This is a genomic window from Micromonospora sp. NPDC049204 (genome assembly GCF_040647935.1).
GTDB lineage: Bacteria > Actinomycetota > Actinomycetes > Mycobacteriales > Micromonosporaceae > Micromonospora.
The window spans coordinates 1-15,481 of sequence record NZ_JBEZDC010000023.1; the positions used below are offsets into that span (position 1 = coordinate 1).

4 protein-coding genes are annotated in these 15,481 nt (G+C 66.4%); 1 reads left to right on the plus strand and 3 read right to left on the minus strand.

Going from position 1 to position 15,481, the window contains the following annotated elements; genetic code table 11:
* Nucleotides 1–296: 296 nt before the first annotated feature.
* Both AB0A90_RS31490 and AB0A90_RS31495 read right to left on the minus strand, forming a co-directional pair.
* The gene (locus AB0A90_RS31490; protein WP_357254951.1) at nucleotides 297–3,866 is read right to left on the minus strand and encodes an NACHT and WD repeat domain-containing protein; all 3,570 of its coding nucleotides are present in this window, start codon (nucleotides 3,864–3,866) and stop codon (nucleotides 297–299) included.
* A gap of 204 nt (nucleotides 3,867–4,070) precedes the next feature.
* Nucleotides 4,071–5,072, minus strand: coding sequence for a hypothetical protein (locus AB0A90_RS31495; protein ID WP_355030186.1), 1,002 nt, complete (start codon nucleotides 5,070–5,072; stop codon nucleotides 4,071–4,073).
* Between the two features lie 355 nt (nucleotides 5,073–5,427).
* Between AB0A90_RS31495 and AB0A90_RS31500 the strand changes: the two genes are divergently transcribed.
* Nucleotides 5,428–10,542, plus strand: a complete 5,115-nt coding sequence (locus AB0A90_RS31500; protein ID WP_357254953.1) for a hypothetical protein — start codon at nucleotides 5,428–5,430, stop codon at nucleotides 10,540–10,542.
* 294 nt (nucleotides 10,543–10,836) lie between these two features.
* Here the strand turns inward: AB0A90_RS31500 and AB0A90_RS31505 are convergent, their stop codons facing one another.
* Nucleotides 10,837–15,066 (minus strand): hypothetical protein, encoded by a 4,230-nt coding sequence (locus AB0A90_RS31505; RefSeq protein WP_357254955.1) that lies wholly within the window; start codon nucleotides 15,064–15,066, stop codon nucleotides 10,837–10,839.
* Nucleotides 15,067–15,481: the final 415 nt, after the last annotated feature.

A 15,481-nucleotide genomic window follows, 5' to 3' on the forward strand; every position in this document is an offset into this window, starting at 1 on the left:
CGGTGCGCACATATGATTCGTCGCGGCTCGCGCCCCCACGCGAGAGGAAGTTGATCTCGCGTGGATATCCATGAACTCTGGTGTCCGAGGGGGGATTCGAACTCTTGTACGCATCATATGTGCACCATTCTGGGGTGCACATGCTCATAGGTTACGGTACGGCCAGGACTAGCTCAATACTGGGCGCCATAACCATGTGTAAGTGTACAGCCGACGAGTTGGACTCAGTCCGCCACGGCCTCTGTGTCTGAGATCGGCGGGCCACCACGAGAGCCGTTTTGCACGCTGGTGAACTCTCAGTCGACTGGCTTCCGTGGCAAGCCATATCGTTCGCGTTCTTCACTGTTAAGCGCACGGGGGTCACTGCCTTCAGCCGGAACCTGCGCAGGGTTATTGCATACGTCCCAGCTCATGATCGTGCCGTCGTCGTAGGCGATGATGAGGGCGTCTTGCCACGACAGGCTTCGCACTACCCCACGAGGTATGTCAAGTACGCCGAGAGGCCGTCCCTCTTGAGCGCGCCAGATGTAGAGCATGTAGTCATCGCTGATGGTCGCGAGACGGTGCCCGTCGGTTGCCCAGGTAAGGGTTTCGACGTTGCCCGTATGGCCGAGACAGCGTGAGCCGACTTGCTTCTGCGCTACGTTCCAGATTTCGACGTGGTTGCCGACGGCGGCGGCGAGTCTGGTGGAGTCATCCGACCAGGCCAGGGCTGCTACCTCGTCGGGCCCTTCGGTTCGCCATTGGTGGACGAGGGTGTAGTCGTCTCCTCGCCACAAGCTCACGTTGTGCTTGCCGGCGACTGCAGCTATGAGGCTTGAATCCGGGGACCAGGCAATCGTTCCTGTGCTGTCTTCGCCTCCGTCGAGAACTGCTAGGCGCTGCGCTTTCGCCACGTCCCAGACCGAGAGAGCGGGTGGTGTTCTGCCGAAGAAGCAATGAGTATGGACAGCCAGCCGTGAGCCGTCGCCGGACCAGGCGAGTCCATAAACCCATGGAAGTGGCGTCGATGTCGCTACGTGTCTCGGAGTTTGTCGCGGTTGCGCGCCCCACTGCATCCGCGAGACACCGGACCGCGCGTCCCACACGGTGACCTGCTCTTGCATCGCGGTGGCAACCAGGTCACCTAGTGGTGAAAGCGCGATCGACAGGCAATCGTCGTCCCCGAGCCGCAGCGGCGGCGTCACCTCGTCCACTTCGATGATCTCTGGCGTCGTTCCGAGCCGCTTTACAGTGACGCGCCTGAGGTCCGGCGACCAAGAAATCTCTCGTAGGCTTCCGGTGGGCAGGCGGCGGAAGCTTCGGCCGATGACGTCCCACATCTCGACATTGTGAAATGAGGTTCCCAAGCCGATTCGTTTACCATCGGAGGACCAGGCAATCGTGCTGATCTGGTGAGGGCGCGCCCGCCGCTCAACGGTCCTGCCGCTTCCGACGTCGAACAGAGCCACACGATCATGGTCTCGCGTTCGACGCAAGGCGTAGGCGATGACATCCTCGACAGGTGACCATGCCATGGTTTCGGTCATGCCCGGCGGTGCGCTTTCGGCGGCCTGGCCCGTGTCGGTGTTGTAAATCCACAGCGTGCGGCGCGTCGATGCGACGATCTCAGTGCGGCGCATTGTGAATGCCGGAGCGGCTGAGACGGCGAGTCGGATTCCGTCGGGTGCCCAGCACAAAACCGGGTCTGACCACGCTACCTGCTGTCGCAGGACTTCCGACGCCTGCTCGCCGATGCTGACCACGAGCAGCAGGTCGTCTGAGGCGATGGCCAGCCGGTCACCCTGCGGGGACCATGCTGTGGCGCGAACGTGTGCGGCCGGGATGCTGGTGACCAACTGTGGGACGTCGTCGTCCAAACGGCAGACGTCAACGGTCCGGTAGTCGAACTGGCCCGCGAAACAGACATCGTCGCGCCACGAGAATGAGTCGAGCGATGCTGCAAAACTCCCCCTTCGGCTGCCCAGGGTGTAGCCATCCGCGACGCGCCAGAGCGTGGCACCTCGATCGTGCTGGGTGAGGGCGAGGGTGCCGCTGGCACTCAGCAGTGTGTGCCCGTACCCATCCCCGTCAGCGGCAAAGGTGACCTCGGCAAGGCGACCGGCGTCGTCCCAGGTGCAGACGCGCCCCGTCTTGTCGGCGGTGCGCAGGGCCTCCCTGTCGGGCAGCCAGACTGCGGAGGTGATGCCGGTGGTGTGCCCGATGGTGAGGTGCCGTGTTCGTGACGTGGCGGTTAGGGCCCAGCGCGTCGTCGTCGCTGCCGGGGTGGGTGGTAACTCGTGTAGCGCGGTGTGGGCCAGTGCCACGGCCAGTTCGGGGTCCTGCCTGCGCACCTGTTGTGCCAACTCGGCAATCCGCTCGGACTGTCGGACACGGTCCTGGTGATCGAACTCTTGGGAGGCGTCGAGCAGGCGTCGGGCTGCGCTGGAGAGGGGTGCCTCGGCTGCGAGCGCGAGGGCATCGGCGAGCGTTCGGCCGCGCAAGAGGTCGTCTGTGTGTGGGTCCGCTTGCCATGCTGCCGCGCGGTGCTCAAGCCTGGTGATGCGGTGCAGTCGCTCCTCGTTGGCGCTGATCAGAGAGGCGAGTCGTCGCCACTGGCGGAACAGGGCGTCGTGGGTCAATTCGAGGCAGGTGCCGTCCTCGACGTCGATGATCAGACGGGCTGCCCTGAACTCCTCAAGGATGCTCGCTGCGGTGGTATCGAGGTCAGATCGTTCGATCGTCTTTCGTACGGTTTCCTTACCTTCCACAGCGATGCCGCGCAGCAGAGCAGAGTCGACGGCGCGCTGGGGGTACCGCTCGGTGAGGGATTCGTAGATCTGCTCGGCGTGAGCTGCGATGGCACCACCCACCTCCCCCGCCTGTTCGTATTGGGCCACCGTGATGTGTTGGCGGTCGGACTGTAGGTGCAGACGTTGCAGCAGGTGGCTGAGCAGGGGAAGCGCGTCACCGACCGTGGCATCGGCGGTCATGCGGTCGATGAGGTCGTCCTCGAACGTGAGTCCGGCAGCCCGGGCAGGCCCCGCGATGGCCTGTCGGATGCGGGCCGGATCCAGCAGACCGATGGCCACCGGTCGGGTGATGAAGCCAGCCTGCTGATCGGTGAGCCGGCGGCGGAACTCGGGCCGGATCGCCACCAGCAGGCGCAGTTCCGGCAGCACCGTCAGCGTTCGGGTCAGCAGGCTCCACCACTGGGCCCGGTCATGCTCGCCGGTCATCGTGTACAGGTCTTCGGCCTGGTCGACAACGAGCAGTACAGGGCCGCGGGCGGCGGCGAGGAAGCTTGGCACAACCCCGAGTGGGGCTTCCGGAGAGGCTGCTTCTTCCCGCAGCAGTCGCGCCGTCTCCAGTACAGCCTTTGGGCCATCCTCTAGAGCCGCGGCGAGGCTCATGAACGGGTCGGTGGCCGGACGTAGCGGACCCACTACGGTCCAACGCCGTGGTAGTCGAGCGAGGACACCCGCGCGGATCAGCGAGGATTTACCCACTCCCGACGGGCCGACGACCGTAACTATCCGGGTCGCCGGCGCCGGCCCCGAGCGCTCCAGTCGGTTCAGTACGTCCCTTGCCTCGCGGTCGCGCCCAAAGAAGACGCCCGCGCGCTCCGCCGTGAACGGGGCGAGGCCGGGGTATGGGCTTTCCGTGCCGCGCCACGTGACCGCTGTGCGGCGATGGACGAAGAAGCGCCAGCTGAGCCACAGGACGACGCAGAGTGGGAGCCAGAGGTAGGCGTAGTCAAGGACAAACCGCCACGGCCCACGCCAGCTGTCCGTGCGCGCCGTCACGACGTTGATAGCCAGGCCGACGGCGATCGTGCCCAGCAGGGCACCGGACTCGCGACGGTACTCCCTTAGTGCCCGCCCCACATGGTCATCGCACTACGAGAAGGCACTGCTCGCCAGCGCGTGGCGGATAGCCGACAGAGACACCAACCATGGACGGGACTGGACTCACACCCCCTGACGTGGCTAAGCCCGGATCTCGATCAGCGGCACCGCGAAACCGATGGATTGCACTGCGGCGTGCTGCTCTCCCTGTGGCTGACCGAGACACCCACCGTCGCAGCCTCCTCATGTCGTGATGAGGTGCCATGGCTTGCCGAAGGCGACGCGACGGAAGGCGTCGATCTCGCGCAGGTGGGCGTCGTGCACGTAAGGGACGAGAGCGGCCTCGCTGGCGTGCAGGCAGGCCCGGTAGCCGATCTCGCGCAGCGGGTGTCCGTCGGGCGGTGCCGGGCTCTCGGGATCCCAGCCAACGATGGCGCAGATGCTCTGCGCGGTGCGCCGGGCGTGGGGACGGGCGATGGCCCAGGCCGGCTCGGGATACATACCGCGCAGGCTCCACAGGTCGCTGCGGTCAGGGATGGTGGGAATCTGCTCGTGGTCGGTGGTGCTACCGGCCAGCTTGTCGAGCCGGTTGCGCAGGCTCTCACGGCGCCCGGCGATCGCGATGTTGTCCGTCAGGGCCGACTCGGTGAGCCACGAGACCGCGTCATTGTGCTCGGACGGGCCGAGCCCGGCGCCGGCGACGGCCTGCGCCGCGGCGGCGTCGAAGTCCTGCCAGAACTCGTGCGAGCCGACGCCACACGGCCACCAGTCGAGGTAACTGTCCTGGTCGGTGATCGGCTGCCGCCCACTGATGAGCGCAGCTACTTCAGGGAAGCCGGTCGAGGTGTACCAGTCGGCCAGCTCGACGCGCCCGAGCCAGTCAGTCAGTCGCCACCACGCGTCCCGCTTCGGGCGGGCGCACGCCGCCGCGAGGGCCAGCTGCAGCACCACGGGACGCAAGTCGTCGGCGACCGTGTCGTACAGGTCCACACCCCAAGCCTCGAGGACCGGCGAGTGGTGCAGGTCGCCGGAGTGCACGCCGACGGGCAGGCTCAGCGCCTCGGCGTAGGCGGCCACGAACGGATGGGCATCACCGGGTGTCTCGTCGTCGTCGAGCACGACCAGGCGGCCGGTGAGGGTGCGATGGATCGGCACGTTGAGCTTGCCGTTCTTGGCCCAGTTGTAGGCGGTACGGCGCGGCACGCCGTTCTGGTCGGCCCATTGGGACAGCGGGATCGGAGTCATGAACTGACGATGGCACAGATGGCACAGTGCCATCCAGGAAAGCTGTGCCAATTGTGCCATCCGCAGGAATGGGCATATCCGACAGCCGACTTTGCGGCCGGGGCGGCCAACGGTGCTCGCTGGCGACTGCGGGCCGCCGACACGGCCGACCTCATCCCTGGTGCACCTCGCCGCCGCTCTGGGCATCCAGGCAGCGTGAAGAGACGTCGGCCTGGTCCGCTACCAGGTGCATCGCAATGAGGCTGGTGCCGCCGCAACGCCCGCTAATGCCCCAACACCACGTCGGTCCGAAGTGGCCTGGCTCGTCTCGGGCAGTGGAGCGGCCGGGTGGGGTGCGGGCCGGTAGCCTCAGGCGATGTCGAGCAGAGAGGCGTCGGACGGGCGCTTGGTGGCGACGGCGTTCATCACTGGCGGTGGCGGCTTCAATTTCGAAGACCGTGTTGGTGGGTGGTTCGCCGCTGGGATGGCCGCTGGCGAGATGCCGCTGGGCGTCGGGGTCGCGGTCCCGGTGGAGGTGCGGTTCCAGGGCAGTGCGTCGGGGTTTTTCCTCGACGACATGGTCGTCACCGGTGACGCGGCCGGTGGGCCGCGGTGGTCGGCGTCGGTGAAGTCGTTCGACATGTTGACCGGCGCCAGGCTGCACACGGAGTTCGTGGAGGCCGCCTGGCGCGACATCCTTGCCGACAGGTTCCGGCGCGCTGCAGACCGGGTCGGTCTGGTGTCAGGGTCGGCGGCGCAGGGCACCTGGGTCGAGCTCGCGGAGCTGATCGGGGAGGCCGCGACCGACCAGGCTGGCATCGCCTCGCGGATCGGCGTGCCTGGCGCGTTCAACGTGGCGAAGCGCTCGCTGTGGGAGTCGGCGAAGTGTCCGACGGAGCTTGCCGAGCAGCACGGGATCGACGTCGACTCCTCTCCCGCCCGGCTGCTGGCCTTGCTTCTGCCTCTGCGTCTAGATTTCCTCACTCCTACCTCCCAGGCGATCGCGGACGCGATCCGTTGGTGCCGCGCCGCGCTCGTCCCGCAGCAGGCCGGGAGGGCTGTGGATCTGTGGACGGCGCTGCTCGAGGTGGTCGCTGACCTGCGGCCCAAAGGCGGGGCAGTCACGTGGCAGCTTTTGGCTGACCGGCTGGGCGGGCAGTTTGCGTTCCAGCTGCGCCCGGATGTAGCCCCGGACTGGGGCCTTCTCACCGCGCACACCACCAGCATGATGGCCCGGGTCCGGGACCGGCTCGGCGACGACGTGGTCCTGGTCCGTGAGGACGTGACCGCCGTGCTCGCCAAGGCCGGGGCGGTTAACGTGCTGTCGGGGCCGTCGGGCTGCGGTAAGACCGTGGCGGCCAAGAGGTGGCTGGCTGCTCCGGGCATGCACCGGACGGTTTGGCTGTCGGCCGCGGACCTCGAGGCCGGCGTCGGCGCGCGACTCGGGCTGACCCGGGGCCTGGAGGAAGTCCTGACGCTTGCCCCCGGGGAGGTCCGCGTCGTCGTTGACGGCCTCGACCGGGTCTACACCGACGAGCCGTTCGCCGCGACGGCCGCCCTGGCACGCCTCTCGGCCGACATCGGCGGTCGGATCCGGTTGTTGATCACCTCGCAGCAGTCGGAGTTCCCTCGAGTGTCGGAGCGCTTGGTGCAGGCCAACGGCCCGCAGGCCGTCCCGCTCGTGATGGGGGACCTGTCTGACGCAGACGTCAATCTGGTGTTGCGCGGGCACCCGGACCTGGCCGCGGTGATCGTCGCTGGTGGGCTCGGTGGTGTCGTCCGGCGCCCGAAGGTCCTCGACCTGGTGCTGCGGGTGCCCGGGGCTACGGTTGCCGCTATCCGTGACGAGCCGTCGATCGCTGGTTTGTGGTGGCAGCGGTTGGCCGGAGCGGGCCCGAACGGCGCCGCCCGTCAGACGTTGCTGCGGCGGATCGCCGTCGAGCAGGCCGACCGTCTGCGGGCCCAGACTCCCCTGGACGACCTCCCGGTCGACGCCGTTGGGCTGGTCGACCAGCTGCGCGTCGACGGGATCCTCGCCGAGGTCGACGGCCGGGTTTCCTTCGCCCACGATCTGTTCGACGACTGGACGCTGTTGCATTACCTGCGCTCCCGTGACGACGTCATCGGCGTGATCGCGGAGAAGGCGGCGCTGCCGTCGTGGCACCGAGCGATTCGCCTGTACGCCGCCGGCGTGCTCCGCGAGCAGGGCGTCGAAAGGTGGGAGGCCGACCGGTCTGCTCTGGACGCCGCCGACCAGCCGCTCGTGGCGGACTTGTACCTCGACGCGGTGTTCTACGCCCACGACGCCGACCGGCTTCTGGGCGAGCTGTGGTCGCGCCTCGCCGCCGACAGCGCTCTGCTGGCACGGCTACTGCGCAGGTTCAGGTTCTCCGCGACCGTGCCGGACTCCGGTTGGATCACTGTGCTCGCCGACGAGCCAGACCTAGCGGTGTACGCCGCCGCCCAGTCGCGGCTGCCGGTATGGCCGCTGTGGCTGCCGGTCCTACGCGTCCTGGCGGCGGAGCATGAGACCGCAGTCGCCTCGGCCGCCCCGGAGGTCGCCGCGATCGCCGACCTGTGGCTGCGGCACGCCCCCGACACGTGGCCGGCCCGCGATCAGGCTGCCGTGATCGGCCTGGCGGTCGGACGGCACATCGTCACGCACATCGACGGTGGAGGCTTTTTCGACGGCACGGTCGAGCCGGTGCTGTGGCGGTGCGTCATCGCCGCCGGCGCGGTCGAACCCGACGCCGTCGCCACCTTCCTCGACATGCTGCTGCCCCCTGTTGATAGCCGGCTTGAGCACAGCGGCCGGGTCATTGGCCGCCAGCGTCGCGGCCAGACGAGACTCCGTGCAGCCTTGCTGGACGTCGACACCGTGATGCCGTTGCTGCCGGCGTCCGCGCAGATGGCCCGGGACCTGGTGCTGCGGGCTGCCGTCGACTCCGACCGCCATCACCGCCGTTACGTCCATGACCGGCTGCGTGATGGCCTCGGCATCTTCAGCGCCCCGCGCTCCTTCGATCCGATCCCCGAGTGCGGGCCGTTCCGGGCGATGCTCGTCAACGCCGAACCGCAGGGCGTCGACGTGGTGCTCGCCCTCGTCGAGCACGCGACCGCCCATTGGAGACGCACCCGCAGCGCCCCGGTGTCAGGCGGCCAGGGACCCACGCAGGAGCGGCCGGCGTTCGAGCTGCTCGTCGACGGCGCGCCTGTCGCGCTGGTCGGTGACGCCACCGTCCTGGCCTGGAGCCACGGTGGCCACCGGGTTCCGGACATCTTGGCGGCGGCGATGATGGCCCTGGAGGCCCACCTTTACAAGGCCCTCGACGACGGCCGCGACATCACCGCGCTCCTCGTCCAGCTCACCGGCAGCCGATCGGTCGCGACGTGGGGACTGCTCGCCGACATCGCCCGCCACACTCCTGCACTGCTGGAAGGCCCGCTTGCTCCCCTGGTCACCAGCGCCGACCTACTCGACGACGACCGGATGAGCGTGCACATGCGCTCCTTCAGCGTGCTCCCGCTCGTCATGGAACCCACCCGAGCTGAGCGAGCCCGCACGTGGCACACGATGGACCACCGCAAGATCCCGCTCCTGGACCTGGTGCACCTGGGCGCATTCGTCACCGGCCGGCTCACCGAGCAGCTCACTACCGCCCGAGAGCACTGGGCCACGACAGACGCACACCGGTGGCGGGTGATGCTCGCTGCGACCGACATTGCGAACTACCACGCCGTCCGCGCCACGGACGGAAGGACCTACCTCGTGTACAACCCGCCAGCGGCCCTTGAGGAAGAAGCCCGCGAGATGCGGGACCACCTCGACCGCGATCGCGGCTGGTTAACGTTCGCCTACACCATGCGCCGCAACATCACCGACCATGTCCGCCCCAGCGACACGGAGCTCGAGGAGCAGTGGGCCACCGTCCAGCCCCAACTCGACGCTCTCGTCCCGGACGCTGAGTCGCCGAGCTCCATCAGCGGTGTGGAGGACCTGCGGTGCGGGTACGCGGCGTGGCTGGTGCTGTGCGCCCGCGACTGGCTGCGGAACCACCCCGACCGCGATGAGTGGTGCCTGGCCGTGCTCATGCGTCCCCTCACCGACTCGGCCGCCACGTGGTCCCACGCATACCCCGATAGCCCTTCCGACGATGAATGGGACGTCTTCTGCGCCGAAGCGCTCACCGCCCTGTGGGCCGAGACCCCCGACGACGTCACTGTTCGCGCGGCCATCGCGCGGCTGCTGCTCGGTGCCCGCCGCCTCACCGTCACCACCGTGATGCGCCTCGCCGCCGCACACCCCCACCTCGCCGACGACCTGCGCCGGCTTGAGCACCTGACGCTGCACTGCGCGCGGCTGTCGATGTCGCACTACGACATCGACCCATACTTTCAGGAAGCCGACCTCGACTTCGACTTCGACACCGACCCGGAGGAAGCCGCTGGACTCGACGTGGGCCAAGAGGACGATGAGCCCGGCCACGGCCCGATCGACGGCCTCCCGGAGCTGGAGGCTGCCGCCGAGGCCGCATTCGACGCCTTCGCCGACGGCAGCCTGCCCGCCGAGGTGCCCCGGTTGGCGGAGTGGATCACCGCCACCGCCGCGACCAGCTTCCCCGACGGCCGCGACGCCCGCTCCCGCATACTGCGCACCCTCGACCTCGGCTACCTCGTCGCCTCCCGCCCGCACTTCACAGCCCTTACTGCTGCGGCGGATACGCGCACGCGAGCCCGGGCGGTTGAGTTCGCCGCCGACCTCGCGACGTTCCTCGCCTCGGGATTGACCTCTACAGAGGCCGCCACTCGTTCCTCCCACTACCCCTACGACGAGGAACGTCGCGCTAGTGGGCTTCTCGCCGACGTCACGATCAGCGCCGACGCCGCAGAGGCCCGTACGGTCTGGGAGCCGATCCTCGCCCTCGGGACCACCGCCTCCTCCTGGGTGGGCAACTACCTCAGCCAGGTCTGGAAAACCGCCTGCACGAAGGACCCGTGTCCAGCAGCGTTCCCCGCCCTGGTTGCAAACATGCTGGGATTCGCCACCACCGCCAACACCTGGCAGGGCTACTCCGGCACCGGCGTCCTGGCGCTCGCCGTCGCCGGCCTCAGCGAGTGGGGGCACTCGCCGGTCAGCGAGCAGCAGACAGCCGCCCTCCGCACAGCCGTGCCAGCGTGGTCGACGTGGTTCGGCGAGCACATGGGCCACGACGACTTCGCCTACGCGGCCGTTCGCTTCTTCCGGGAGCCGGCCGCGGCAGGGTTCGTCCACGACGCCGTCGGCTGGCTCGCCGATCGCGAACGTTCCTCTCACCCCACCAGCGAGCGGTTGGACACCGCGGTCATCGAGTTCCTGGTTACCATCTCCACTCGCACCCCGAACCCGCTGCGCGGCTCCGGCCCTACCGCAGACAACGGACGGCAAGTCCTCGCCCGCCTCCACGGTCGAGGCAACGCCGTGGCTGGCCAACTCCTCAACAGCCTGACCTGACCGCATCTCACCACCCACCTACAATGGCAACCCGGCCTCCTTGCGTCGCGCCCCTGTCAGGCCAGCGGCGCCAGACCGCGCACGGGCGGTCAGCCGCGCCCGTTCGCCGCTCGACATGCGGTGACCGGAGAGGTTCCACTCGGCAGCGTCCGACGAGTCGCCGTGCTGACCGACGGAGCAGCCCGCTTGGTCGCCCTGTTCGGCCTGCTCAACTGGCTCGACGTGCACGACCTCCACCCGACCACTGCTGCCGGCCCGCCTCCCCAAGGCGTGGATCGGCTTACCGGCAACAGCTTAGGTACTATCGATTCCGGACGGTACGAGTCGTGGTTTCGGTATCGGCCGCCCCAGCAGTAGCGATGCCATCTCGTAAAGAATATCTGGGCATAGCTGGATAGCGGGGAGTATCACTTCCGGCACAAGCTCCAGGCTCATCGACTGCCGCACCAGTTGACGTGTCCTTACTAGTTCGACGCCTCTGGCGGCGCACTTAGCCAGCATCACGGCTTTGCCCTCGCCGTGATGCAGGTGCTCCAGCAGCCCGACCGCCTGGTCTACGAAACCCTGCTTGAGCATCTCGTCGACCAGATCTTCCATCAGTATCATGGCGAAGGCAGCGTTCGCGTCCAACAGGTCGCGCGCGAATGTGTCCCAAAGCCCTAGCCGGACTATGGCCGGTAAATCTTCCATGCCGCAAGAATCACGGTCAACAATGACAAGATGCTTTCCAGTAAGTCCTCCGCCGAGAAGTTCTGCCTCTTTTCGGAGCCCCGCCTGCCGGCAGGCGAGCGTTAGCCATGCGTTCGGCCATCTGCCGTCGGATCGCGTGGCATCGGGGTCAGCGGTCTGCAAAAGCAGCCGGACACAAGTCCCGGCCTCGGCAACGAGGCCCGCATCGGCCATCGCGACGGCGAGGATGGGGCCTAGATCAGCCTCTCGGCCAGCCGCGTCGGCATAAAAACTGAGTGCGTCGCTTCTGCTCATGCCCAGTGCCAGTAGCGCCTTGAACTTGGCGACGGTTACACGCTCGGCTAGGGAACCTGGTTCCTCAGCGTTGTGAGCAAGAATTGCCAGCGCGCGCGCTGGCTCTCCGACCTCGATAGCGAACTCAGCAAACTCCGCCGCGTGAAGCGGGCTCTCCGTCTGTTCTACCAAGCTACCGAGATGATCAAGAAGACGAGCCGGTGTGGATGGCGGTGCTGGTAGTCGGGCTGCCGCCAGAATCGATTCGAACCGCGCATGCGGTGATACCCCATCGAAGAAGTCGAACCACTTGCCCGCCGGATGACGCAAGGCGCAGGACGCAAGAAATCGCGTGCCCCAGGCCAAGTCCCAATCAAACCGTCTGAAGTGGAGGAGATAGGAGGTCTGGAGGTGAAGGTCTTCCGACACTTGTCCCTGCCCACACTCGTGGGCGGCGGCAGATAGCGCAGCGACGAGGACAGGTTGCGCTTTACTTCGGACCTCAGCAAGGGCGGCTGCCAGGCTATCGAGCATGTGACGGGCGCCATCCGCGTCGTCCCGGTCAAGCATGGCGAGCGCGCACTGCGCGAAGGCATCTACACGCAGCTGCGGATCGCTGATTTCTGAGGCCATACCAGGGGCATGGCGGAGCACGCCGACCTGACAGGCGATCTCGACCGATTCGGCGAGCATGTCATCGTCGAGGGCCAGGTCAGGGACTTGACGCGGGTCCACGCCATGTGCGGCGTAAGCACCGGCGAGCGCGACGACCACATCACGGTCCGCCTGGGGGCGCAGCGCTACGAGATCGATGATGACTTGGGCGGTATGAGCATCTATGTAGCGGGCCGACTTGGCGAGGAGCTGCAAGTCCTCGCTGTCGACGTCCTCTATTGAGGAGCGTGCAAGCTGTGCGGCCATGGTCGCTGCCGCTTGACCGAGCGCTGACGTGAGGTCCTCGGGTAAGCAGCGTTCGCCATCCTCCAAGAGAACGCTGCAGGCGTTGAGTCCGGCGCCGAGGCGAGTGGCTGGATCGGCGCCTTCCAGATTTTCGATTAATCGATAGAGTTCGTCGAGGCGGACCAGGACGTCTGCGCTCGACGCGAGCAGGTGGTCAGGTTCGTCGGTGACCTCCAGCGCTTTGGCGAGCAGTCGTCGTGCCATGTCGTGGTCGAGTCGGGCGAAGCTCGCGCTAAGCGCGGAGAGCCGCCATTCGTCGCCCTCCTCGGCTTCGGCGAGCAGCGCCTCCGCCGCCGCCTGTGCACGGGCCGCTGCCGCGTCGTCCCCGGCAAGCGCCTGTAGGACGGCTGCGCCCACTCGTTCTACGAGGTCATCGAAGTCAAGGCGGCCCGGGACGTGTTCGGCTTCCGCGGCTACGGCGGCAGCTTGACCTGGCGCGTCGGGCAGTAGGTGCCGCGCGATCTGCAGGAGTGCGTGCGATCGGAGATTTGGATACGGGATGGTGCGGGCGAGCTGCACGGCGTGGTTGAGCCGCCCGATCCGGGCGAGGGCCAAAACGTATTCCGACGGTACCGCGTCGGCTCGATCATGAATGTTGTGACGCAGAACTGAGACTCGTGCCAGAAGCTGCAAGTCGGAATTGCAATCCTGAGCAAGCAGCGCGGCGGCATCCGCGAACTCGGCGAGAGCGGCCGTCTCGCCACCGGTCCGCCAGCTCAGTAGTGTTTGTCTGCTCTCGGACGCGAGCAAGGCCAGGGTGCGGCCGTCTCGTTCGGCGGCGAGCATCGACGGATAAGACTCAACAAGATATTCCGGGGTATTCGCAGGCCAGCCGTCTTCTTGCCAGCCCTGCGCCCATCGGTCGATCATTGATCGAGCCGACGCGAGTTCGTTACTGGTCAGTTCGTTGCGTAGCAGTTCGACAAGTGTGTCGTGGGCGATAGTGTAGTGCGTCGTTGAGCGCGGCCGATCTTCTCGTCGATCGAGGACGCGAGCGAGGCGGCCCTTGGCCAAACCTCGCACTCGGCCGGTACTCGTCCCTAGGATTTCACCCAGGTCACGGATCGTCAGTCCACCGCGGGCGACCGCGATGACCGCTGTGATCTTGCGCAACTCATCTTCGTCAAGGATGTGATCGAGCTCGTGTTGAGCTTGGATTTGAATCGCCGCAGCGGCGGGTGATGGATAGAGGTTCCAGACTTCGCAGGTACGGAGCGGATGATGAGCATCAACATCCGAGGGAAGGTCGGTGTTGCTGCGGCTGGTAACCAAGACGCTCGCGCCCATCTCGATGCGATGCGGCAGCTGCGAGGCGATACTCGGCTCGTTCAGCTGACGTGCATCATCTTCGTCTAGCCCATCGACAATGAGCAGTACTGACCGCTGCTGACGCCGCGCTGCCGCCGCCGCACGGGCCCACAAGTCGAGGAAATCGGCGCGACTCGGTTCCGCCGGTGCAATCTCGTCTACCAGCGCTGCTAATTGCAAGCAGGTGGCGTGGAGGAATTGACCTGCTCTTACGGTTCCACCACGACGTGAAATAAAGAATCCGACAATGTCTACCAGCGGCGGCGGGTCAACGGCGAGATGGCTGACCAAGGCCGTCTTGCCTGCCCATGCACCCGCTCGAAGATGGAGGTATCCCCGGCTCTCGTTGGCAAATTCTCCCAACTGCGCGAACTCACTATCGCGCTCCTTCAGCTCGGGGCAGCGGGCTGCGTAGTCTTCGAAGAGCGCACGGTATGGCGTCGGCCGTCGTCTGGAAACCGGTAGACCTAGATCGAACCGGCCGTAGAGTTCACGGCTCAGAACTGCAGTGTCGACACGTCCGGCACGTTGCGCAAATGTCGCAGCCAGTCGACTAAGATGCAGCCGTAAATGGTCAGCGACAACAGCGTCGTTGGTCAGCTGGGTAAGGCTAGTCACAAGATCCGCCTTACCGCCTGAATCCTCACCATCCAAATCGACGCGAATAACGTGCAGCGCTGCAAGGAATCTCCAGGAAAGTTCGTCAGAAGAGATTTTGGCCGACTCGGCATCGAGTCGCCTTGCTGCGTTGACAACGTGCGTAACTCTTTGCAATTCAGCGCGCATCGTCCTGCTGCGCGCCAAAACCGCTTCTTGGAAACGGGCAGGGCTATTCTGGCTTCTTGCCACCCCTACGAGGTCGACTAAATCGGCGACATGACTTTGCGTCGCCGAGACGGCGAGCCCTAGACGGCGTTCGCCGCTGTCCAGTTCCTGGCGGAACTCTGCGACCATTCGCAGGTACTGCGAAACAAGCCGGAGCAGCTTCGGGTCGCTCTGCTTGAAAACCGGGTTTCTGCGCACTCCGATTGACAGAATGCGCTGTCCCGCTGATGAGGCACCAACAACCACGATGTCATCGACTGGACTCGTCGCTGCCTGCTGGAACCAAACCTCTTGGACGACAAAACCGTCACCGAGCCCGGCAGTAGGACGACCCAGGAGAAGATCCGCGAGCAGCCTGCCGCCGTAATCATGTTCGAATGTCACACCCCCGCCGCCGGTCGAATAAGGACTCGCAACATGCATCGTCCGCAGCCCTCTCGCCCGTTCTGAACCTTTGAGGACGGTCACCTAACCTGCACCTGCAGGGCTACACCTTGCGCGTAGTAGACGCCGGGAAGCCCACCTATGACCCTCGCACTTGCCGACCTAGCCGGCAAGGATGATCTCGCAACAGGGAACCATCCAGTAGGTCCCCACGCCTTCGTCATGGTCCTTGACGAGCCGTGCCATCGGCACAGGGGTCCTGACGGCGAGCGACGTCGCGGGCTGCGGCAGGCACCTGTGCAGGTGCAAGACCGAAACGGGTTACGGAAACTCCTACTGCGCGCCATGGCTTCTACAGCAGCCGGCGGCCAAGTGCGTCGTCGCTGCGGGGAGCCGCGGGATTCGACGCTGTGTTCAGTTGAGCGTGCCTTGCGGGGCCTCGCCGCGTGCGGTGACCCCGGAGCCGTCTGGCCCGGAGCGCCGCACGCGGCCCCCATCC